Origin of the sequence: Grimontia marina, from assembly GCF_900060185.1 — a bacterium.
GTDB lineage: Bacteria > Pseudomonadota > Gammaproteobacteria > Enterobacterales > Vibrionaceae > Enterovibrio > Enterovibrio marinus.
In genome coordinates this window covers 58,602-81,353 of the sequence record NZ_FIZY01000001.1, presented here as the reverse complement: position 1 = coordinate 81,353, position 22,752 = coordinate 58,602, and the positions used below count along the sequence as shown (strand labels likewise).

The 22,752-nt window shown below is 49.9% G+C and carries 26 protein-coding genes; 2 read left to right on the top strand and 24 right to left on the bottom strand.

Translation table 11 applies throughout. The features are described from left to right. Position 1: 1 nt before the first annotated feature. The 6 genes from GMA8713_RS00405 to ccmA are packed head-to-tail and all read right to left on the bottom strand — an operon-like array spanning position 2 to position 4,728. Positions 2-1,978, bottom strand: coding sequence for a heme lyase CcmF/NrfE family subunit (locus GMA8713_RS00405; protein WP_062704645.1), 1,977 nt, complete (start codon positions 1,976-1,978; stop codon positions 2-4). Next, the gene (gene ccmE / locus GMA8713_RS00400; RefSeq protein WP_062704643.1) at positions 1,978-2,460 is read right to left on the bottom strand and encodes a cytochrome c maturation protein CcmE; all 483 of its coding nucleotides are present in this window, start codon (positions 2,458-2,460) and stop codon (positions 1,978-1,980) included. Before ccmE ends, GMA8713_RS00405 begins: the two co-directional genes overlap by 1 nt. After that, a complete protein-coding gene (gene ccmD, locus GMA8713_RS00395; RefSeq protein WP_002537832.1) occupies positions 2,457-2,663 on the bottom strand; it encodes a heme exporter protein CcmD in 207 nt (68 codons plus the stop codon). The genes ccmE and ccmD overlap by 4 nt, the downstream gene beginning before the upstream one ends. 2 nt (positions 2,664-2,665) lie before the next feature. After that, positions 2,666-3,403, bottom strand: coding sequence for a heme ABC transporter permease (locus GMA8713_RS00390; protein WP_062704641.1), 738 nt, complete (start codon positions 3,401-3,403; stop codon positions 2,666-2,668). Between the two features lie 42 nt (positions 3,404-3,445). Continuing rightward, positions 3,446-4,102, bottom strand: coding sequence for a heme exporter protein CcmB (gene ccmB / locus GMA8713_RS00385; protein WP_422615187.1), 657 nt, complete (start codon positions 4,100-4,102; stop codon positions 3,446-3,448). An 11-nt stretch (positions 4,103-4,113) separates the two neighbouring features. Further along, positions 4,114-4,728, bottom strand: a complete 615-nt coding sequence (gene ccmA / locus GMA8713_RS00380) for a cytochrome c biogenesis heme-transporting ATPase CcmA (protein ID WP_062704637.1) — start codon at positions 4,726-4,728, stop codon at positions 4,114-4,116. A 167-nt stretch (positions 4,729-4,895) separates the two neighbouring features. Between ccmA and GMA8713_RS00375 the strand changes: the two genes are divergently transcribed. Both GMA8713_RS00375 and GMA8713_RS00370 read left to right on the top strand, forming a co-directional pair. Next, positions 4,896-5,675 (top strand): flagellar hook-length control protein FliK, encoded by a 780-nt coding sequence (locus tag GMA8713_RS00375; RefSeq protein WP_062704630.1) that lies wholly within the window; start codon positions 4,896-4,898, stop codon positions 5,673-5,675. After that, positions 5,672-5,965: an EscU/YscU/HrcU family type III secretion system export apparatus switch protein gene (locus GMA8713_RS00370; protein ID WP_062704628.1), complete on the top strand. Its 294-nt coding sequence runs from the start codon at positions 5,672-5,674 to the stop codon at positions 5,963-5,965. Before GMA8713_RS00375 ends, GMA8713_RS00370 begins: the two co-directional genes overlap by 4 nt. A gap of 17 nt (positions 5,966-5,982) precedes the next feature. Here the strand turns inward: GMA8713_RS00370 and GMA8713_RS00365 are convergent, their stop codons facing one another. The 18 genes from GMA8713_RS00365 to fliN all read right to left on the bottom strand — a co-directional run bounded on the left by GMA8713_RS00365 (position 5,983) and on the right by fliN (position 22,733). Next, positions 5,983-6,408, bottom strand: coding sequence for a DUF2802 domain-containing protein (locus tag GMA8713_RS00365; RefSeq protein ID WP_062704626.1), 426 nt, complete (start codon positions 6,406-6,408; stop codon positions 5,983-5,985). Then, on the bottom strand, positions 6,408-6,896 hold the full coding sequence (locus GMA8713_RS00360; RefSeq protein WP_062704624.1) for a chemotaxis protein CheW: 489 nt from the start codon (positions 6,894-6,896) through the stop codon (positions 6,408-6,410). Before GMA8713_RS00360 ends, GMA8713_RS00365 begins: the two co-directional genes overlap by 1 nt. A gap of 33 nt (positions 6,897-6,929) precedes the next feature. Beyond that, a complete protein-coding gene (locus GMA8713_RS00355) occupies positions 6,930-8,015 on the bottom strand; it encodes a chemotaxis protein CheW (protein ID WP_062704622.1) in 1,086 nt (361 codons plus the stop codon). Then, positions 8,005-8,784, bottom strand: coding sequence for a ParA family protein (locus GMA8713_RS00350; RefSeq protein WP_062704620.1), 780 nt, complete (start codon positions 8,782-8,784; stop codon positions 8,005-8,007). The genes GMA8713_RS00355 and GMA8713_RS00350 overlap by 11 nt, the downstream gene beginning before the upstream one ends. Before the next feature lie 9 nt (positions 8,785-8,793). Beyond that, on the bottom strand, positions 8,794-9,936 hold the full coding sequence (locus GMA8713_RS00345) for a protein-glutamate methylesterase/protein-glutamine glutaminase (RefSeq protein WP_062704618.1): 1,143 nt from the start codon (positions 9,934-9,936) through the stop codon (positions 8,794-8,796). Positions 9,937-9,951: 15 nt separating this feature from the next. Beyond that, the gene (locus GMA8713_RS00340; RefSeq protein WP_062704616.1) at positions 9,952-12,114 is read right to left on the bottom strand and encodes a chemotaxis protein CheA; all 2,163 of its coding nucleotides are present in this window, start codon (positions 12,112-12,114) and stop codon (positions 9,952-9,954) included. Positions 12,115-12,123: 9 nt separating this feature from the next. Further along, on the bottom strand, positions 12,124-12,864 hold the full coding sequence (locus GMA8713_RS00335) for a protein phosphatase CheZ (protein ID WP_062704614.1): 741 nt from the start codon (positions 12,862-12,864) through the stop codon (positions 12,124-12,126). Positions 12,865-12,898: 34 nt separating this feature from the next. Next, positions 12,899-13,267, bottom strand: a complete 369-nt coding sequence (gene cheY, locus GMA8713_RS00330) for a chemotaxis response regulator CheY (RefSeq protein WP_002537850.1) — start codon at positions 13,265-13,267, stop codon at positions 12,899-12,901. Positions 13,268-13,316: 49 nt separating this feature from the next. Beyond that, complete coding sequence (locus tag GMA8713_RS00325; protein WP_062704612.1) at positions 13,317-14,039, bottom strand: RNA polymerase sigma factor FliA; 723 nt, start codon at positions 14,037-14,039, stop codon at positions 13,317-13,319. Further along, complete coding sequence (locus GMA8713_RS00320; protein WP_062704611.1) at positions 14,032-14,919, bottom strand: MinD/ParA family protein; 888 nt, start codon at positions 14,917-14,919, stop codon at positions 14,032-14,034. Before GMA8713_RS00320 ends, GMA8713_RS00325 begins: the two co-directional genes overlap by 8 nt. Beyond that, positions 14,912-16,531 (bottom strand): flagellar biosynthesis GTPase FlhF, encoded by a 1,620-nt coding sequence (gene flhF / locus GMA8713_RS00315; protein ID WP_062704609.1) that lies wholly within the window; start codon positions 16,529-16,531, stop codon positions 14,912-14,914. Before flhF ends, GMA8713_RS00320 begins: the two co-directional genes overlap by 8 nt. 32 nt (positions 16,532-16,563) lie before the next feature. Beyond that, a complete protein-coding gene (gene flhA, locus GMA8713_RS00310; RefSeq protein WP_062704607.1) occupies positions 16,564-18,669 on the bottom strand; it encodes a flagellar biosynthesis protein FlhA in 2,106 nt (701 codons plus the stop codon). A gap of 115 nt (positions 18,670-18,784) precedes the next feature. After that, complete coding sequence (gene flhB, locus GMA8713_RS00305) at positions 18,785-19,918, bottom strand: flagellar biosynthesis protein FlhB (protein ID WP_062704605.1); 1,134 nt, start codon at positions 19,916-19,918, stop codon at positions 18,785-18,787. Further along, on the bottom strand, positions 19,918-20,715 hold the full coding sequence (gene fliR / locus GMA8713_RS00300; RefSeq protein WP_062704603.1) for a flagellar biosynthetic protein FliR: 798 nt from the start codon (positions 20,713-20,715) through the stop codon (positions 19,918-19,920). Before fliR ends, flhB begins: the two co-directional genes overlap by 1 nt. 13 nt (positions 20,716-20,728) lie before the next feature. Further along, positions 20,729-20,998: a flagellar biosynthesis protein FliQ gene (fliQ, locus tag GMA8713_RS00295; protein ID WP_062662983.1), complete on the bottom strand. Its 270-nt coding sequence runs from the start codon at positions 20,996-20,998 to the stop codon at positions 20,729-20,731. Positions 20,999-21,007: 9 nt separating this feature from the next. Beyond that, the gene (gene fliP, locus GMA8713_RS00290) at positions 21,008-21,841 is read right to left on the bottom strand and encodes a flagellar type III secretion system pore protein FliP (RefSeq protein WP_062705068.1); all 834 of its coding nucleotides are present in this window, start codon (positions 21,839-21,841) and stop codon (positions 21,008-21,010) included. Beyond that, complete coding sequence (gene fliO, locus GMA8713_RS00285) at positions 21,831-22,220, bottom strand: flagellar biosynthetic protein FliO (RefSeq protein ID WP_062704601.1); 390 nt, start codon at positions 22,218-22,220, stop codon at positions 21,831-21,833. The genes fliP and fliO overlap by 11 nt, the downstream gene beginning before the upstream one ends. Before the next feature lie 123 nt (positions 22,221-22,343). Continuing rightward, positions 22,344-22,733, bottom strand: a complete 390-nt coding sequence (fliN, locus tag GMA8713_RS00280) for a flagellar motor switch protein FliN (protein WP_062704599.1) — start codon at positions 22,731-22,733, stop codon at positions 22,344-22,346. Positions 22,734-22,752: the final 19 nt, after the last annotated feature.

Below are 22,752 nucleotides of genomic sequence, written 5' to 3'. Positions count from 1 at the left end.
TTTAAGCCTCCTTCACTGGCTCAGCAGAGACTTCTGACTGAACCTTCTTACGAAAACGGTAACGTTTGTCAGAGATAGCCAGTAAGCCACCCAGTGACATCACCAATGCACCCAACCAAATCCAACGGACGAAAGGTTTGTAGTAGATGCGCACAGCCCAGGAACCATCATTTAAACGTTCACCCATCGCAACATAAAGATCACGGGTGAAACCGCGGTCAATCGCTGCTTCAGTCATCATCGAGCGCTGCACCGTGTAGAAACGTTTCTCAGCATGCAGTGTGTTTACGCGCTTATCGCCACGGTAAATATCGAAGTCCGCGATATAACCGTCATAGTTCGGACCATCTTTATCGCGAAGACCTGCGAAATGGAAATCGTAGCCTTGCAGTTCAATGCGATCGCCCGGTGCCATTTTCACGTCGCGTTCTATGTCATAATTCTGAACCATCGCAATACCAAGCACGGTGATTGCCAGACCGATATGACCAAGCACCATCGCCCAATGGCTACGACCCAATTTACCCAGACCGGTGACAAAATCATGACGGTGCGTTGCCCGCTGATACACTTCAATGCAAGACAGAATGATGACCCAAAGACCCATCACAGCACCCAGTGCCGCCAGCGGCATAAAGACATCAGCGAAAACCCAGACGAGCGCCACACCCAGAACAACGGAAAGCACACCACTAAACAGCAACTCTTTTTTCACATTCTTCAGGTTGTCGCGTTTCCAGCGGATAAGTGGGCCAATGCCGAGCAAAAAGGCAAATGGCACAGAGAGCCAGGTAAACAGTAGATTAAAGAACGGTTCACCGATTGAAACTGAACCTAACCCGAGCTGTTTGTGAACCAGTGGCAGCAGTGTGCCAAGCAGGACAACCACCAAAGCTGCAACCAACAGAATGTTGTTCGCCAACAGAACGTTCTCGCGGGAAACCAGTTCAAAGTTACCACGCACACGGACTTCTGACGCACGCAATGCGTAAAGCAACAGCGAACCACCGATCACTACAACCAAGAAGGCAAGGATGAACAAACCACGGGTAGGGTCAGAGGCAAACGCATGCACCGACACTAATACGCCGGAACGCACCAAGAAGGTACCAAGCAGGCTCAGAGAGAATGCAGACAACGCCAGAAGCACTGTCCACGCTTTGAACGTGCCGCGTTTTTCCGTCACTGCTAATGAGTGCATTAATGCTGTACCGGCGAGCCAAGGCATAAATGATGCATTTTCTACTGGATCCCAGAACCACCAACCGCCCCAGCCAAGTTCATAGTAAGCCCACCAAGAGCCCAGTGCGATACCCAGCGTAAGGAATACCCAAGCCGCGGTTGTCCAAGGACGGGACCAACGTGCCCACGCCGTATCAAGGCGACCTGCCATCAAAGAGGCGATTGCAAAAGCAAATGCCACAGAGAAACCCACATAACCCATGTAAAGCATCGGTGGGTGAACAATCAGGCCTGGATCCTGAAGAAGCGGGTTGAGATCACGGCCATCAACCGGGAAGTAAGGGAGTGTACGTTCAAAAGGGTTAGAGGTCAGAATGATGAACAGCAGGAAGCCGACACCAATCATGCCCATTACTGCCAATACGCGGGAAACAGACTCCAGCGGCATGCCACGGCTGAAAATGGCAACGGCCAGTGTCCAACCAGCCTGGATAAGCACCCAAAGAAGCAACGAGCCTTCGTGCGCCCCCCAGACTGCCGTTAGACGATAGTACCAAGGCAAGGCACTGTTTGAGTTACTCGCCACATAGGTGACCGTAAAGTCGTTAACGTAGAATGCCCAGCTCAATGCAATGAAAGACATAAATAGCATCAGGAACATGCCGATAGCCAGTGGACGCGCAGAACGCATCATGGCCTGGTTTCCGACGTGAGCCCCCAAAAGTGGGTAAATACTCAACAGGACGGAAAAACCAAGGGAGATAATAAGGGCGAAATGCCCTAATTCAGCAATCATTAGTAGCTACCCTGTTTTTGCTGCTCGGTGTATTCAAGCGGTTTATGCCCTTTGCTCATCGCTTCTGCAATTTCAGGTGGCATATATTCTTCATCGTGTTTTGCGAGGACTTCATTCGCAAACACGGTGCGTTCATCAACCAGCACACCCTGTGCAACAATACCCTGACCTTCTCGGAACAGGTCAGGCAGAATACCTTCAAACTCCACCGTAACTTCAGGGCCGATATCCGCCACACGGAAACTCACTTTCAGAGATTCCGGATCACGATCAACCGAGTCAGTTACTACCATGCCACCGATACGCAGACGCTGCCCCAACTCTGGTTTGGTGCCATCCGGCTTACCATTAACCAGTTCAGTTGGCGTGTAGAATAGGTCCATGTTTTGGTTCAGTGCGTAAAGCACCAATCCAATCGTCGCGCCTACACCAAACACCAGTGCAAGAGCCAGCCCCAGTCGTTTCTTGCGTCTCGGGTTCATAGCGTGTTCTCCATTTTTTGGGCATTCTTAATACGTTGCTCTCGGGCAACTTTGTTTTTAATTTCTTTAAACAGTTTGCGTCGGGTGAAACGGGTCGCCAATGCAACCCAAGCCATCGCCACGAATGTAATGCCGAAGGCGCCCCAAACGTAACCGGCGTAACCACCCATCGCCAGAAATTCAGAGAAAGAATCGAAGTGCATAGTTATCCCCTCTCAACCAGTTCACGAACCCAAGGACGGTGCGCTTCACGTTGTAGAATTTTGTTTTTCAGTCCCATCAGCGACACGGCACCAAAGAACATAGCAAAGCCCAGAATATTCAAAAGCAGTGGCCATAGCATTTCTGATGCAATGGAAGGCTTGGCAAACTTAGTAATAGATGCGCCTTGGTGCAGCGTGTTCCACCACTCCACTGAAAAGTGAATGATAGGGAGGTTAATCACCCCCACAATCGCCAGAATACCCGCTGCACGACCAGCAGTGCGGTCATCATCAAAGGCGTTGTAAAGCGCGATCACACCGAGATAGAGGAACAGGAGAATAAGCTCAGAAGTCAGGCGTGCATCCCATACCCACCAAGCGCCCCACATAGGCTTACCCCAGATTGCACCAGTCACCAGTGCAATAAAGGTGAATACCGCTCCTACAGGCGCCATCGCCGCGGCTGCCCAATCAGAGGTTTTGATCTGCCACACTAAGCCGATAAACGCAGCAATTGCCATCGACATGTATGCACCCATTGACCAAATTGCTGCAGGAACATGAATGTAGATAATTCGGAAACTGTCACCTTGTTGATAGTCAGACGGCGCGAATGCCAATCCCCAAATGGTACCGGTTATCAGAGACAGTACTGCCAATACCGCAAACCAAGGTAACAAGGTGTTACACAGTTGGTAAGTTGCCTCGGGCTTGGCATATGGATGAAGCCATTTCCACATTGCAAATATCGCTCTCAGTTAATATGTTGTAATAATTTGGTATTATTGGACACTTACCCGCAAAGCAGCAGACACTGCAAACGGAGAAAGCGTGGCCGAACCGACCAGCATAGCCCCCATAATGGCAAGCTGGCCGTTTATTGGAAATCCTGCGGCAGCCATATCAATCGCCGATGTCGCGAAGATAAGCACCGGAATAAACAACGGCAGGACCAAAAGGCTTAGCAGCGCGCCACCTTTTCGAAGACCAACCGTCAGCGCTACACCAATCGAACCGAGGAAACTCAGCGTCGGCGTACCTATCAATAGCGTGAGCACAACAGCCTTATAAGCTTCCCAGTCTAAAGACAGTAATACCGCTAAAAGCGGACTTATGATCATTAGCGGTAGGCCTGTCAGCAACCAGTGCGCAATAATTTTCGCAAAGACCAGAACAGATAAAGGTTCTGGCATCAGTAACATCTGTTCTAATGAACCATCCATAAAGTCATCACGGAACAGCCTGTCTAATGACAACACCGCCGCCAGCAGGGCCGCCACCCAGATGATGCCTGGTGCGATTTCAGCCAGCAGGTTAGGCCCCGGACCCACCCCTAAAGGAAACAGCGTGATCACGATGATGAAAAACCACAGCGGGTTCAGCATGTCAGATTGACGGCGAAACGCGACGAGGAGTTCGCGGCGAATCATGTGAAACATAACAGTTCCCATTAGACCCCCAACCTGATCCGACGCAACTTTGAGTTACCTTCGAACATATCTTGATGGGTGGTAAACAACACCATGCCTCCATGGTTCACATGATGTTGAAAAAGGTTCTCTAGTACCTTTACACCCTGCTTGTCGATAGCCGTCAAAGGTTCATCCAGAATCCAAAGTTTGGATTGGCTGATCCACAGCCTCGCCAACGCTACTCGTCGATTTTGACCCGCTGACAACTGTGCAGCTGGCACATCTTCTCGTCCTGCTAGACCCACGCGGGCAAGGGCTTCCCAAAGACTATCTTCATCTGCTTCACCATGCATACGCTGGTAAAAAGCAAGGTTTTCAAACGCGGTCATTTCACGCTTTACGCCCGTGCTATGGCCTAGAAACAGCAAGTTGCCATAGAACTCTTCACGGGCTTTACTGACCAATTCTCCGTCCCAGAGTACATTCCCAGACTCAGCCAATCCCAGACCGGCGATGATCCGTAAGAGTGTGGTTTTACCTGCGCCGTTTGGACCTTCAATTTGGACAAGATCACCGGATGACAACGTAAAACTGAGATCTTCAAACAGCACCCTTTCATCACGGACACAGCTGAGCTCGCGCACTTCCAACATGAGAAATTGGCTTTCCCGATAAAGTTATGAAAAATTTGCCCGATAATACCATAGAGGCGTTTAAAGTCGTTAGCCGCAGGGTCTCGCTAATGTCACTCAAGTAATCAAATCCTACTGATTGATGAGGTCTGGGTATATGCGCTAAGCGTTAATAATTGTGAGTAAATATGAAAATCGACAATATCAATCACATCAATACATTAACGCAGGAAACATTGAAAAATGTTCCGGTAAAAAGCTTGCTCGAAGTAGGCAAGCCACTCCAATTATCCGGCAACACAGGCAGTCTGAGTGACGGCCAGCGTTCACAGCTTTCCCAGTTACTCGCCCTAATGCCGCTTTATTCCCTGTTGCAAACAACCAAGTCAGATGCAAAAACACACGCCCCTGTTGTCATTGATCTTCTAAAGCAACTCACCATGCCCAGCGATAGTAAACAGGCTGCCAAATGGCTCGCCGAGCAACAGGCCGACAAAGGATTGCTGGAAGCATTGCGCCACGCAACAACTGCTACCAGCGAACAAGACGGTGCTGGAAAACTTAAGTCTTTACTTATGTTGATGGCAGAGCAGCGCATCAACGAACAAACCAAGCCCGGTGACTACCATTGGCTGTTCCCTTTCAGGGACAACAACCTTTCTCCGGTGCGCATCAACGTCGAGAAAAAGACCGGAAGGAAAAAGAAAAAGTTGCGCTGGTGCGTCACGCTCAACCTGACTCTAGACAAAAACCGTCACCTCACTGCGACAGCAGAACTTGAGGACAATTCCCTTTCTCTCAGTTTTTCCACCGATGCTGATGGCTTAAAAAACCAGATAGAGACTGCAATGCCCAAACTCGAGGAAAAACTTGCCCAGCACCATATCGCACTCGAGCAATGTGATATCAACACCATAGAAAGTGTACAGACAGAAACTATTTCGTCAGGAGTGAACATTCAGGTATGAAGAAGCCCAAAAGCGCAGTGGCGCTTAAATACGACGGTGTCAATGCGCCAAAGGTGTCAGCCAAGGGTTACGATGCATTGGCTGAAAAGCTCATTGAAGAGATGGAAAAGAACGGTGGACTCATCCATAGCGATGAAGCACTGATGAATTGGCTATCGGCGCTGGAAGTAGGTGATGAAATCCCTGATCAGTTATATCTGGTGATCGCTGAATTGATCGCTTTTGCCTGGTACTTAGATGGAAAAACCCCGCCCGGCTGGGAGGGGTCAATGCTCAACAAAACGGTCTGATGGATTTAAGTATCTGATTAGCGCGTCATGCGCTGCTTTCGGATATTCATGAGAAGCTCTGCTTCTGCTTTAGGCAGGTCACACTCTTCCATCAACTCCCGAAGATCTGCCCCAAGTTCTACCATCTTACTGGCGCGGCTGTAGAGACGGCCGTCTGGGTCCTGCATTTCCATCTCATTCTGTTTGTCGAGCAACTCATCAAAGCGCTGTGATAGTTCAGCAAGCTTTTGACTCATGCCAATAGAGCCCGCCCGCAATTCATTAAACTGCTTAGACAAGCTCTCTTGCTGCTGACGGGCATTTTTATAAAGTAGCTCCATCGCCTGGAATTTCGCTTCCAGACCCAAGCGCGCTTTCTTTTCCCGTCTTAGCATCAACAAGGCAACCACCGCGACACTCAAAGAAACGCCCAGCGGTAACCATTGCAACACAAGGTCGAGCATTACAGCATTGCCATCTCTGACCACTCTTCATCAGAGAGTAGTTTATTCAGATCAACCAGGATCAGCAGATGACCGCTACGATTGCTTACACCTTGAATAAACTTGGCGCTTTCATCGGTACCTACACTTGGCGTAGTATCGATTTCAGAGGTCTTGAGGTAAACCACCTCAGCCACACTATCGACCATGATACCTATGACCTGAGATTCCGCTTCAATCACAATCACTCGGGTGTTGTCTGACACTTCACCTTGGGAAAGGCCGAAACGTGAACGGGTGTCGATGACTGTCACTACATTGCCGCGTAGGTTGATGATACCAAGAACATAGTCTGGTGCACCCGGTACCGGCGCGATTTCGGTGTAGCGCAAGACTTCCCGAACCTGCATTACGTTAATGCCGTAGGTTTCGTCTTCCAGCTGGAAAGTCACCCACTGCAGGACTTCGTCATTCACATTTTCTTTTTGAACTTCAGCTACCTGAGACATTTATTTTCCTCTTTTCGTGCTGTGCTGCGTCACTTACGCCAACGCATTGGCATCAATACCCTGATTCAGCATGGCAATCAGCGCTTCTACGTGGATCAAGGCGCACATTTTTTCTTTAACCAGTCCGGCCAACCAAGGCCGTTTGCCAGCTTGTTCGCGCCATCGCACTTGTTCACCATGGAGTGACTCAGTCCCCAGTAGGGCGTTACAAGCCAAGCCCCATTTACTGTCACCCAAGATCACTATATAACTATAGTCATCGCGATGGCTGTTATCCGCTATTTTTTCTGGCATCACCCATTTGGCGGTATCTACCACATCCAACTGTTGGTCCCGTTCAGTCTGAAGACCCAGATACCAGTCCGGTCTTCCAATCAGGTGATTGCAATCTTCGAGTTTGTGGATACCCCCTAACTCAGCCAGAGGAACGGCGTATGTCACGCCAAACGACTCAAAGAACAACACCTGAAACGCATACTCAGAAGCAATGTTTTGCCAAGGTGGCGCAATGTCTTCTTCAGCATGAGTTTCCTGGTCACTAGCGGTTTCAATCTCTGTATCGACAGAATCAGCCACTTCTTCAGTGACCGTTTCCTCAATTGCGACTTCAACTCCGGGCTCGGAAATAACTTCCGCTTCAACCGCTTCTTCCACCAATTCTTCAACATCGGTTTCGACAGTGGTTTCAACGGCTGTTTCAACTTCAACCGCCGCTTCTATGAAGGTATCAGTCAAGGTTTCCGTTGCTACTTCAACCTCGATATCCGTTTCTGTCTCAGTCAGCGCTTCGGTGTAGCTCTCAACAGCCTGATCGCTGTCAATGATCATTTCAGTTTCCGTCAATTCCTCGACTTTTACTTCCATGTCTTCATCCAGCTTCAGCTGACTAAGCAACTTTTCTACCGAAGACAAATCGCGCTTGTCTTTGGTCAGCGTAGCACCGTTGAATTTTTCAACCGGTTCCATCACAACAGGCTGAGGTTTGGGCTCAACGCTCTCCTCTTCGGCCTGTGACGTCACATCCGTGTCATGCTGCTGAGAAAAGTAATCTTCTTCCAACAGTGCATCAAAATAGTCATCCAGCGCCTGAACACTGGATAAGGCACGGCTATCTTTCATCCTGTTCAAGTCGCTCCAGATAAGAGAGCAGCGTTTTATAGGCAAACACGCCGCGACAATTTTTTGCGTAATACGATGGCGGCATGTGCTTTAAACTTGCATCGCGAAATTTAGTATCAATCGGCACTGCTGACGTCCAAACCTGATCAGGGTATCGCACCTTAAGCTCTTGAAGTGTTTCAAGAGAAGCACGGGTACGTTTGTCATACATGGTTGGGACAATACACACTTTGAAAGCTGATGCACGAGACTTTTGCATGATCTGCAATGTACGCACCATGCGCTCAAGACCTTTCATCGCCAGAAATTCAGTTTGTACCGGGATCAGAATACGGTTACTCGCCGCCAACGCATTAACCATCATGACACCCAGAATTGGCGGGCAATCAATTAAAGCGTAATCGTACTCTTCTTCAAGGCACGCCAACGTTTTCTTCAGCATCAATCCCATACCCCCGCGGTTGCCCATGGCGCGGTCGAGTGTCGCCAGTGACATATGCGATGGCAAAAGATCGAGATTTTTATATTCAGTCTTGAGGATCAAAGGCTTAACGGTATCGCGATTGATAGCCTGTAATTGAAAAAGGTCGAACAAAGTACGGGGCAACTGCTCCGAATCGTAATTCAGATAGGTTGTCAGCGATGCATGCGGATCGGTATCTATCAGCAACACACGCTTATTCTTTTCACTGAGAAGCCCAGCTAGGGTAATCGTGGTGGTGGTCTTCCCCACGCCTCCTTTCTGGTTTGCAATGCTCCAGACTATCACAGACGCTCCTTAAACGAGGTTGAGCTCAACGAAAATACGCTCGGTAATGCGATCCAACGGTAAGTCTTCGGTTGAAATGCCCGCTTTAGCGACAGCTTGCGGCATACCGTAGACCACACAGCTTTCCTCATCTTGTGCCCACACCGTTGAACCTTGTTGTTTCAGCAATCTTGCACCGTCCCGGCCATCTGCACCCATTCCCGTCAATACCATCGATAATACTTTGTCGTTGTAGACTTTGGCTGCAGACCCGAAGGTAACATCAACGCATGGCTTGTAATTCATACGATCGCCACCGTCGATAATTTTCACACGAGCTGCCCCTGGGCGTCCATCAATCATCATCTGCATTCCACCCGGCGCCAAATAAGCAGTGCCTGGTTGTAATGGATCGCCATCCTGCGCTTCTTTCACTGTGATTTTGCAAAGGCCATTCAGTCGCTGCGCAAAAGCTGCAGTAAAGGTTGAAGGCATGTGCTGAATAAGCACGATAGGCATTGGGAAATTCGCTGGCAACCCACTCAGCACTTTTTGTAGTGCCACTGGCCCACCTGTAGAAGTACCAATCGCCACTAATTGGTAGCGTTTACCGCTGGCTTTAAAACGTGCTGAAGATGAAACAGGTCTTGCCGCTGGTGCAGCAGGTGCACTAGACGCACGACTTGTCATCGGGCGGACTGGCGCACGCGAAGCCGTTGGTGTTGGCGCAGTGGTAGTTGGGCGTGCCGCAGGTGCAGGTCTTCGCATAAAGGCGCGCTTACGAGCAATCTCGTTCACGCGCTGTTGCAGCAAAGCGACCGCTTCGTCGCGGTTACGTGCGATGTCTTCGAATTTCTTTGGCAGAAAGTCAAGCGCGCCCGCATCCAACGCGTCTAAGGTGGCTTGTGCCCCGTCATGCGTTAACGAAGAAAACATTAGAATCGGCGTTGGATTGCTCTGCATGATCTCACGAACCGCAGTAATCCCATCCATCACAGGCATTTCAATGTCCATCGTAATGACATCTGGTTTTAGTTTTGCTGCCTTTTCAACTGCATCTTTTCCATTAACTGCACAGTCGATAACCTGAAGGCGAGGATCCCCGTTAATAATTTCGCTAACGCGGCGGCGGAAAAAACTTGAATCGTCCACCACCAAAACTTTCAACACCATGTCGTTCCTTTTGGTTTATCCGCCAGCATATCGCTTCAGCAAATTCGGTACATCAAGGATCAAAGCTATGTTCCCGTCACTGGTAATTGTTGCTCCTGCCATACCCGGCGTGCCTTGCAGCAGTTCATCCAGAGGCTTGATCACGACTTCTTCCTGTCCTATGAGAGAATCCACAACAAATGCTACAGGCTGATGGCCAATCTGGACGATCACAACATGTCCAGTCTCTCGGTTTTGAGAGTGATGCCTCGGGCAAAGCCAATCTTGCAAGTAAAAGAGTGGAATTGCTTTTTCACGCACTATCAACGTAAGTTGTCCGTCAACTGTGTTAGTTCTAGAAAGGTCAAGGCTGATGATTTCATTAACGTTCGACAGCGGGAACGCAAACGGATTGTTACCGATACCGACCATCAGAGTCGGCAGGATTGCCAGTGTCAGAGGCACTTTGATTGAGATAATAGTGCCGCGGCCCAGTTCTGAATCAATAGAAATTGTACCGTTCAGTTGGGTAATCGCCGTTTTCACCACGTCCATACCTACACCACGACCAGAGATATCTGAAATCTCAGTCTTGGTTGAGAAACCTGCAGCAAAGATCAGATTATAGGCCTCAGTATCGCTCAAACGTGCCGCGGCGTCCGCATCCATCACACCACGCTCTACTGCGATAGAACGCAATTTCTCAGCATCCATACCGCCACCATCATCTTCGATGGTCAGCAGAATGTGATCACCTTCCTGCGAAGCCGCAAGGGTAATGGTACCTGTGCGTGGTTTGCCTTTTTCCTCACGGGCATCCGGCATTTCAATGCCGTGGTCAACCGAGTTACGCACCAAGTGAACCATCGGGTCCGCAAGTGCCTCTACCAAGTTTTTGTCCAAGTCGGTTTCTTCGCCGCGCATTTCCAGCACGATGTCTTTTTTCAGGCTTCGTGCAAGGTCACGTACAACGCGTGGGAAACGGCCAAATACCTTCTTAATTGGCTGCATACGTGTTTGCATTACAGCGCCTTGAAGGTCAGCAGTGACCACGTCAAGGTTGGTCACTGCTTTCGCCATGTTTTCATCATCGCTACTTGCACCCAAACTCACCAGACGGTTACGCACCAAGACCAGCTCACCCACCATGTTCATGATGGTGTCCAACGTGGAGGTGTTCACACGTACAGTCTGCTCAACCTGAGGTGCGGGCGGCTTTTTGTCGTCAGCCTTTGCTGGTGGCTTGGCGGCTGGTACAGGTGGTTTTGCTGCCGCAGGCTCGGCTTTTGGCACCGGCGCTGGCGCAGGTTTTGGCTCTGCTTTCGGCGGCGGAGGTGGCGCTGTGGCTGCGGTAGCTGCGGTAGCTGCACCACTGTCAATCGGACTTTTACCCTTGCCGTGCAAGTCATCCAAAAGTTTTTCAAATTCATCGTCAGTGATTTCGTCACTGGACGGGCTTTCTACCGACGCGTTTTGTGGTGGTGGTGTCGCGGCTTCTGGCGCACCACCAACCTGTGGACCTTTGCCTGCACCGTGCAGGTCGTCCAACAGTTTTTCAAATTCGTCGTCTGTAATGTCATCACCGCCACCTGCTGCAGCTGGTGGGGCTGATGCGCTGTCACCTGCTTGTGGACCTTTGCCTGCGCCGTGCAGTTCGTCCAGAAGACGGTCAAATTCGTCGTCTGTGATTTCATCAACAGAATCACCAGCAATCGCTTCGCTACCTTCGGCCGGATCTTCTGCTACCGCTTCTGGCTCTGGCTCTGGTTCCGGCTCTGGTGCAGCCGCTTCTACTGCGTCATCTTCTGAAGCAGGGCGACTATATCTGTGGAGTGCTTCAATGAGTGCTGGATCAGCCGCAGGTACCGGTTCGCGCTCTTGCACGCAAGCGAACTGCTCGTTAACGGTATCCAATGACTGGAGGATGGTATCCATCACTTCCGGCGTCAATTCACGTCCGCCATTACGCAGGTTATCGAAGATGTTTTCTGCACCGTGGCATGTTTCAACCAGTTCGGTCAGTGAAAGGAAACCTGCACCACCTTTTACGGTATGGAAACCACGGAATATTGCATTGAGTAGGTCTCTGTCTTCTGGTGATTTTTCCAGGTCGACCAATTGCTCGGATAGCAATTCCAAAATCTCACCGGCTTCGATTAAGAAGTCCTGGAGGATTTCTTCATCCATTTCAAAACTCATAACGCACCCCTAAAAGCCCAGGCTGGAAAGCAGATCATCGACGTCATCCTGACTTTGCATCACTTGCTTCTCTTGACGCTCTTTCTCGGAGACGACTGGACCTTCAGCCACAATGCCAGATTGCTGTTGTTCAGCTTCTGCTTCTGTTTCTGGTTCTTTCTGATCGTCATCCAGACCAAAGGCAGTGAGGATTTCAACCAGTTGTTTTTCTACCTCTTGCACCAACTCAATGACACGACGGATAACCTGTCCGGTTAGATCCTGAAAGTCTTGCGCCATAAGGATTTCAGTCAATTGACCGTGGAGCTTAGTGGTATCCCCTTCAACCTGTGTCAACAAACCGTCGATTTGATGGCACAAGTCTTTGAAACTTGTTATGTCAATCCGCCCCCCCATGAGGTTGTTCCATTGCGGACGAACCAAGGCAAGACATTCTTGCAGGTTGTCGGCGATTGGAAGGGTCGCTTCCACTGCATCCATGGTGCGGTTCGCAGCCAGTTCCGTTTTTTCCATCACAAAGTTCAGGCGATCTTTCGCATCTGGGATCTCGCTGGTAGCCAAATCGTTGACGCGTGGATCTAAACGGAAATTTGACAACGAATCATGTAGTTGCCGGGTCAGTTTTCCTACCTCATTGAAGAGCGGATTGCGCACGTCACTGACAAGATTGGCCAGTAATTCGTTCGCGCCGTCCTGATTCCCTTCTTCGAGCAGACTGACCAATTCTTTAGCTTGGTCGAGTGTTATCATCGTTTAAATAATCCATCACTGCGCGAAGAAAAAATCACATACGCTCGAAAATCTTATCCAGCTTTTCTTTGAGCGTTGCGGCAGTAAACGGCTTAACGATATAACCATTCACACCAGCCTGAGCGGCCTCAACGATTTGCTCACGCTTGGCTTCTGCGGTGATCATCAGAACTGGAAGATGCTTGAGCTCATCATCAGCGCGAATGTTTTTTAGCAGATCGATGCCTTGCATGCCCGGCATGTTCCAATCAGTAACGACGAAATCAATACCGCCTTTCTTAAGAATTGGCAGTGCTGTCAGGCCGTCATCTGCTTCAACGGTGTTGTTGAAACCCAGATCTCGAAGGAGGTTTTTAACGATACGGCGCATTGTTGAAAAGTCATCAACAACGAGGATTTTCATATTTGTGTTCAAAGTGGCCTCCAGTGAGGTTCCTTATTATTGTAAAAACTTACTTTGACCAAGCGGATAGCTTGGTCCGTAACCGCTGCATTGCCTGATTTTGTATCTGGCAAACCCGGGATTCACTAACCCCGATAATGGCCCCAATCTCCTTGAGGTTGAGTTCCTCGTCATAATAGAGAGAGAGTACCAAAGCTTCTCTTTCAGGAAGTCCGCGGATGGCATTCGCTAAGTGCGATTTAAAGCTATCCCCGGCCGCTTCCTCAAAGGGAAGATTTTCATCACGATGACTTTCTGTCACGAAAGCATCTTCTGAAACGCCCAAGTCATCGATACCAATCAGTCGCCCTGCGTTGATGTCGTTTTGAGCCTGGTAATACTGATCCAAACTCATGCCCAGGCGTTTCGAAATTTCTTTGTCGCTGGGGTCTCGCCCCAATTCACCTTCAAGCTGTGAAATCACTTCGCTGATTTGGCGGTTATTCTTGTGAACCGACCTCGGCACCCAGTCGCCTTTACGGATGTCATCCAGCATGGCGCCACGAATACGGATACCAGCGTAGGTTTCAAAACTCGCTCCTTTTGTGGAATCGTAGTTCTGTTGCGCTTCAAGCAAACCAACCATGCCCGCCTGAATGAGATCTTCAACCTGCACATTTGGGGGCAAACGGGCTATTAGGTGGTGCGCAATCCGTTTCACTAATGTGGCGTACTGCTCAAACACCGTCTCCGTTGATGCTCCTGTCCTGCTATAGGTCAGCGCCCTATTCACTGAGGTAATCCCCCGCAGCCTCGTCCCGAACCAGCAGTCGCTCAACGAAAAACTCCAAGTGTCCGCCCGGATTACGCGGTACAGGCCAGGTCAGGGCCTTGTTTGCCAACGCATTTAGAGCAAGCGCGGCCGGAGACTTCGGAAATGCATCAATCACGACGCGTTGCTTCTTTACAGACTGACGCACATGCTCATCTAATGGAACACATGCTACTAATTCTAGATTAGCATTTAAAAATCTTTCTGTTACCCGAGTTAATTTTGTGAATAAATCGCGACCTTCGCGGTAACTGCGCACCATATTGGCAACGACCTTGAACCGGGTAACGCCGTGTTCACGGCTCAGCAGCTTAATCAATGCATAGGCATCTGTGATGGAAGTCGGCTCATCACACACCACAATCAACACATCCTGTGCCGCGCGTGAGAAGCTCAGGACCATGTCAGAAATACCTGCTGCGGTATCCACCAGCAGCACGTCAACGTCTTCTTCGAGAGTACCAAATGCCCTAATAAGACCGGCGTGCTGAGCTGTGCTGAGCTCGGTCATTCCTCGCATACCCGACGAAGCTGGAATAATCCTCATGCCGTGCGGACCTTCGATAATGATATCTTTGAGGTCGCACACGCCCTGCATAACGTGGCTGAGGTTCTTACCTACACGCAAACCCAGCAATACATCGACATTTGCCAGCCCTAAGTCAGCATCCAACACCATGACTTTTTTGCCTTGCTTGGCCATGGCAGCTGCCATACCCAAGGTGATGTTGGTTTTACCGACACCACCTTTACCACCAGTGACGGTGATGACTTTGGTACGAGTCGGGTTTGTCAGGCGGCGGAGGCCGCTTGCTTGATCATGCATGGTTGTCTCAATCATAAAAGTCCGCCGCATTCGACTCTGGTACATCATGACTCCAGAAATGGTTTCGCTGCTCTGAATCTTGATCCATCAGTTCACTCGCCTTGTTAACCAGGTATCTCCCACTTGCCTGGCGAATGTCCTCGGGTACACGCTGGCCATCAGCCAGATAGGTAACCGGAAGGGCGTTTTCTATGGTCACACTCAATAATTCCCCCAGACTGAGGGATTCGTCTAACTTCGTGAGCACGCATCCAGATAGGGGAATGCGCCGGAAGTGATCAATAGTCTCCTGCAGTACGCGACGTTGTGAAGTCGCGGGCAATACAAGGAGGCTTCGGATATGTGAACCACTGTTTTGGATAAGAGTATCAAGTTGTTCTGATAGCCTCAGATCTCGCTGGCCCATGCCTGCGGTATCCAATAGGATCAGTCGACGGTGACGTAACTGATACAGTATATCGGCCAGTTCATCCGCATCTTTAGCAACTTTTACGGGGCAACCTAAAATTCTGCCATAGGTCGCTAACTGCTCATGCGCGCCGATACGGAAGGTATCTGTCGTCACCAGAGCAATTTCTTCAGGGCCAAAATCCATTGCCGCCCTGGCTGCTAACTTTGCGATGGTCGTTGTTTTGCCTACGCCGGTAGGGCCAAGTAATGCAATCACACCGCCCAACTCCAACAGGTTTTCACTGGTCGTAATGACTTGATCTGCCACTAACTCCAGTAACTCCGACCACGCTTCATTTGGTGGGGTATCTTCAGGAATATAGCCAGCCAGTTGGTCGGCCAGTACTGGGGAGATACCCATTTTTTCAAGACGTTTGATTAGCATGGCACGAAGAGGCTCTTTACGCTCTACTTCCTGCCACATCAAGCCAGAAAGTTGATGCTCAAGCAGGCTGCGAATCGTCGCCATTTCCTTGCGCATCGCTTCGATTTCTTCGTTGCCTTGACGCGCTGGTTGGCGACGCGATTCGCTGCGCAATTCAAAGCGATCATCGCGACCCTGTGCACGGCGGTCTTGCTCGTCACGTTTTTGACGATACAGACGGTCAAGCTCCTGACCTTTAGCTTGTTGCTGCGAGCGGGAGAAACCGTTGTTGGCGCCATTGCGACTACCATTGCTCTGACCGTTCTGGCCGTTATGACCATTAGAACGACGGGCTGGCGCAGCACTGTAAATGTTTTCACTTTGACGGGTACGGGCGTCATTTTGACGCGCTAACAATGCGCTCAGCGAATCGCCTTCCTGCTGAGGCTCATCGGGAGTATTGCTTTCCGGCAACTGGGATTGGTAACGGTCAAGCAAGCTGGAGAACTTGCTGCCCAATGCACCACCCAGTGGTTTTCTGGCTGCCTCTTTGCTGATGTCACGGCGCAGGTGCACAGTGTCATCAGCCAGTCGGCGTGTTTGTTGAGCACGGTCCATGTTTTGCGCCATCTGCGTTTTCGCCGTTTCCTTGCGCACATCACGGGTTGGTGCGTCAGTATCTACTGCCGCCACGATTTCGACACCGCCAGTTACTTTTTTGTTGGACATGATGACTGCATCTGCGCCGAGTGCTTCTTTCACTTCGGCCAGCGCTGTTCGCATGTCTTTGGCAAAAAATCGTTTAATCTTCAAAATCGATGTCCTGAATTACTGATGTCGCAACATCAGTTGCCAACCGCTCTCACAATTCTTATTTGTTTTTCATCCGGCACTTCCTGATAAGACAGGACTCTGAGTGACGGGATGGTATTTTTAACAAACTTGGCCAGTGTTGAACGAAGTACCCCTGAAGTCAGCAAGACTGCCGGTTCACCCTGCAGTTCCTGATGCTGGGTAGCTTCTGACAGGCTCTGTTGTAGCCTTTCTGCCAGACCCGGTTCGATACCGGTCGATTCACCACCTGACGCCTGCATAGTTTTATGCAATATCTGTTCCAACTCAGGAACCAAAGTAATAACAGGTAATTCTGGCTCTACACCATTGATTTCCTGAACAATAAGGCGTCTGAGCGAAATTCGTACAGCAGCAGTGAGAATGTCGGGATCTTGACTCTTCGGCGCATACTCGGAGAGTGTTTGTATAATAGTCCGTACATCACGAATAGGAATCGCTTCATTGAGAAGGTTCTGCATCACTTTCACCACAGAGCCCAGCGAAATGAGGTCAGGAATAAGACCTTCCACCAGTCGAGGCGACTGCTTAGCCAGCATATCAATAAGGTTCTGCGCTTCTTCGTGACCTAGGAGACGTTCAGCATTGTTGGTCAGCATCTGGCTCAAATGGGTTGCCAGTACAGTGGCTGAATCCACGACCGTATAGCCAAGTGCCTGGGCATGTTCGCGCTGAGATTTCTCAATCCACACTGCTTCCAGTCCAAACGCAGGGTCAACGGTACCTTCACCGTCAACAGGACCAAACACCTGACCTGGATTAATCGCTAGTTCCTTGTCAGGGCGGATATCCGCCTCGCCAACAGCAACACCCATTAAAGTAATCCGGTAGCTGTTCGGTGGTAGTTCCAAATTGTCACGAATATGTACTGGTGGGATAAGGAAACCAAAGTCTTGCGACAGCTTCTTGCGCACGCCTTTTACGCGGTCAAGCAGCTCGCCCCCCTGATCGCGGTCAACCATTGGGATCAGACGGTAACCAACTTCTAGACCAATCACGTCAACTGGCTGTACATCGTCCCAGGAAAGCTCTTTCGGCTTTGGGGCCACCACTTCTTTTGCAGGTGCTTCTTCCGCTTCTTTCCTGGCTTTAGCCTGTTCTTTGGTTTTCCAGTAGGCGAAACCACCGCAAACCAGCGCCAGCGTCAAAAATGGAATGTGTGGCATGCCTGGAACAATACCCATCACCGTCAAAATACCGGTCGCGATAATAAGAGCGCGGGGATTGTCAACCAGTTGGAAGACCACTTGCTGCCCCATGTCTTCGTCAGTGTTCTGACGGGTTACCATGATCGCTGCGCCAATCGACAGCAAGAGCGACGGGATCTGTGCAACGAGACCATCACCGATAGTCAACAGAGTGTAAATTTCGATGGCGTTTGAGAAGCTGACATCATGTTGGATCATACCGATGGATAAACCACCGATGATATTGATCGCCAGAATTAAAATACCGGCGATAGCATCACCTTTGACGAATTTTGACGCACCGTCCATCGAACCATAGAAGTCGGCTTCTTTGGTCACTTCCTGACGGCGGGTACGCGCCTGTTCCTGATTAATCAGGCCAGCATTCAAATCCGCATCAATTGCCATTTGCTTACCCGGTAATGCATCCAGGGTGAAACGCGCGCTGACTTCGGATATACGACCCGCACCTTTGGTGACAACCATGAAGTTGATGATCATCAGGATAAGGAACACCACCAGGCCAACAGCGTAGTTACCTCCGATCACCACTGAGCCAAAGGCATCGATCACCTGTCCGGCTGCACCTGGACCTTCATGACCATGAAGCAAAACGACACGGGTTGAAGCGACATTCAGTGCCAGACGCATCAGAGTCGCGATCAGCAGTACAGTAGGAAAAGCGGCGAAATCAAGTGGTCTACGGGTGTAAACAGTGACCAGAAGCACGACCAGAGAAAGGGCAATGTTAAAAGAGAACATCAGGTCGAGCAGCAATGGCGGCATAGGTAGCACGACCATCGCTAGGGTTGAGAGTACGAGGAGCGGTGCACCAATCGCTGGGAATGCAGTTCCTCGCTTGAATGGAATTTTATCCTGTACCTTGTCGTAGAACGGCAAAGAAAGCTTCATGTGTCGTTTATGTTCTTCTGGGCTTAATCACTGAGACCCAAGAAGCAAAAAACGAACCAGTTTTAATGTATCTTTAAATCAACAAGTTATTAATAGAATATCGCCAAGTATCACATCAGCGACGTAATTCCGGCGGTATTGGCAATTGCTGATCTGCCAGCGGATTAGGTTTACGTCCACGCCCTTTTTTGTATTGCTTAAGCTGAAATACGTAAGCAAGCAACTGAGCAATCGCCGTGAATAGACCATCAGGGATCTGTTGTTCCAACTCGGTGCTATAGTAAACCGCTCGGGCAAGCGGCGGCGCAGGCACAATCGTGATGTCATGCTCAGCGGCAATTTCACGGATTTTAAGTGCGAGGAAGTCTGAACCTTTGGCGACCACTACTGGCGCTTTGTCGATTTTACTGTCGTAACGAAGCGCAACCGAATAGTGTTCCGGGTTAGTGATCACCACGTCTGCAGACGGGACTTCTGCCATCATACGACGCTGAGCCATTTCGCGCTGGAGCATTCGGATCCGCCCCTTAACTTCAGGCTTACCCTCAGTTTCTTTGTATTCGTCTTTAATTTCCTGCTTAGTCATCTTGAGCTGTTCATTGTGCTGCCAGATTTGGAACGGCACATCTATCGCGACCACCACCAGCAGGGAGCAACAAATCAACAATACGAAATTCAGCAGAATATCGAGGGCGTGATAGAGATTGGTCGGAAACGTTTCGATATTGAGCTGATAGAAATCATCGAGACTCGCCCACATGAGATAGAAAGCCACACCGGATACCAGCGCCACTTTTAGAATTGACTTGAGAAGCTCAACCCAGCTTTGCTTGCCGAACATCCTTTTGATGCCTTGCAACGGACTCATTTTGGACAATTTAGGCCTTGCTGCTTCCCAGGAAAAGGAGACACCACCCAATGCGGAAGCACCAATCAAACCTGCAATAAACAGCATCAACAATACAAAGGTGATCGGCCAGACAATATGAAATATCGCCCCATAAGAAATCAGCCCCAGCGTGGTGACATCAAATATCTCCTCACGCGTGAGCGTAAAAAGTTTTCGCATCATCTCCATCAAAGCTTTGCCAAGACTTTCGCCAAACCACATCAATGCAACTGCGCCCACTACGAGCACGGCGACTGACGCCAGTTCTCTTGAGCGCGGTACCTGACCTTTCTCCCGCGCCTGCTGTCGCCTTCGGGGCGTCGCGTCTTCTGTGCGTTCCTGACCGTCGTTCTCTGCCATCAGGCACCTCCACCTACTGTGCAGTCGAGACGGATAAGGTCACAGATGGTGTTCAGCCCTGTGTCCCAGTGATTCAGGTAATGAGGCAAAATCCCGTTAAGCAGATACATACAGATCATCAGGCCCACCAGCAACGCAAACGAGAAGCCAAGTGAGAAGATATTTAACTGCGGCGCAGCACGGGTCATGACACCAAAGGAAAGGTTCACCGTCAGCAAGGCGATAATGCCCGCTAATGCCATGCCAAGTGCCACGCTAAACATGATGCCAAACCAACTTGCCAGCGCGCGGTAATCCGCCACACCAAGCATTTCGCCCACAGGCAGGGTTTTAAAGCTCATAACCACCAAGTTGAGCATCTGAAGATGCCCATCGGTAGAAAGGAAAATCATGGTCGCGACGAAGAGATAGAACTGACCCAGTAATGGCGTGTTCTGCCCGTTGGCCGGGTCGACCATGGAAGCAAAACCCAGGCTCGATTGCATACCGATAATTTGACCGAGCAACACGAAAGTCTGGATAACAAACTGGGTTACCGTCCCCATCGCAATACCAATCAGGATTTGCTGCGCCAAAACGACAAAGCCGCCAAAGGAAACCAGCTCAATGGTTTCAGGTACACGGGGTAACGCTGGCATCACAGCAAACGTGATGGCCAGCGACAGATACAAACGAATACGGACTGGCACAAAACGGGCACCGAAAAACGTCATTGTCATCATCATTGATGAGATGCGCGTAAACGGCCAGAAGTACTGTGCCAGCCAATTGAGAATGATATCTGCCGGGTATTCCATACCTGAAACTCAGTCAGTAAAGGAGCTGAGGTATTTCTTCAATCAAACGGAAGAAATACTCCATCAGCATGCGCGTCATCCAATGGCCGAAGAACATCAGCGCCACCAGCGTCGCAATCAAACGCGGCAGGAAACTCAAGGTCTGTTCGTTAATCGAGGTCGCGGCCTGAAAAATTGCCACCAGCAAACCAACGATTAGACCGGGGATGATAATGGCGCAAACCATGACCAGGATGAGATACAGAGCATCCTGAAACAGTTCGACAAAAGCTTCTGGTCCCATGACTCACTCCTACCCAAAACTGCCCGCGAGGGTCGATAGAATAAGGTTCCAACCATCAACCAAGACAAATAGCATCAGCTTAAACGGCAAGGAGACAATCATCGGCGAAAGCATCATCATACCCATCGCCATCAAAACTGAGGCCACCACAAGGTCGATAATCAAAAACGGCAGGAACAGCATAAAGCCTATCTGGAAGGCGGTTTTCAGCTCAGAGGTGATAAACGCTGGAATAAGCACCGTCATTGGCACCTCTTCCGCTTCCGTTACCTGTGAGCCAGACATGTTCACAAAGGTTTCGAGATCTTTAACCCTTGTCTGTTGCAGCATAAATTCACGCAATGGTACCTGAACGCGGTCAAACGCTTCGCGGGCAGTAATTTCCTCATTAAGGTAAGGCTGAACCGCCGCGACATTCATTCGGTCAATCACAGGCGACATAATGAAGAAGGTCAGGAACATGGCGATACCGATAATCACCTGGTTTGATGGTGTCTGCTGCAGACCCATGGCCTGACGCAGGATTGCCATCACGACCACAATACGGGTGAACGACGTCATCAGAATCACAATCGCTGGCAAGAAACCGAGCGCTGTCATCAACGCTAAGATCTGCAAAGTGACCGAGTAGTCCTCACTGCCATCTGGATTGACGGTCATAGTCAGTGCTGGAATGCCACCACCATTTCGAGACTGGATCATCGAGGCCTCACCGGCATCGTTAATCAGGGTTTCAGTAATGGTTTCTGACGCTGGAGCTGACTCTTCTTCAGCCAGCGCAAACGGGGTGACAAAAAAACAGCAAAGCGCCAGAAAAATGGCAGTGACAGATTTAAGACGCATCATTTTTCTTCAATATTTGGTTGAATTGGGAAGAGAAAGATTTCGGAGATTCCGAGTCAGTGATTGGATTGTCTAACGACTTTATCAGGGTGATTTGCTGAGCTGTCACACCAACCAGCACTTGCTCGCCATTCACATCGAGCACAACAACACGCTCCTTCTGACCTAGCGGAAGCTGGCTAACCACTTTCAGCCCAGATTTCGCGCCCATCAGCGATGGTACCTGCATACGTTTCAGTGCCCAGGCCAAACCAAATATCACACCAATCACCAACACTAACGCACCCAAGGTCGTCGCTAGGTCTTGGCCATCTGGTGCTGCCGCATAGGCACTTGGGGCAAACATCAATCCAATTGCAGCTCGTCTCAGGAATACCATGAACTCTCTTTCTCTGCCTGTGTTTTTCGGTTAATACACCCACTAAGCAAAATCCAGGCCTAAAAAAAACGCCCACCGCAAAGCGGCAGGCGTCTTTATTACAGCATGCAAAGGAGTTCGTCGTTAACGCAGCTTTTTAATTCGTTCTGTTTGGCTGATAACGTCGGTCAGTCGGATACCGAACTTGTCGTTCACCACGACCACTTCGCCATGAGCAATCAGGGTGCCGTTAACCAGCACATCCAGCGACTCACCCGCTAAACGATCCAGCTCAACCACCGAGCCCTGGTTCAGTTGAAGCAGGTTACGAATGTTGATATTGGTGCGTCCTACTTCCATGGAAATAGTTACCGGAATATCAAGAATCCCGTCCAGCTTTCGGGCCTCATCCGCATTGATTGGTGGGGTTTCGTCCACTAACTCATCTAACGGGGCAGTCTGTACATCATCACCGCCTTCCACTTCAGCCTGTTCGGCAAGCGCTGCAGCCCAATCGTCTTCTACATCACTCATGATTCTCTACCAACGTATT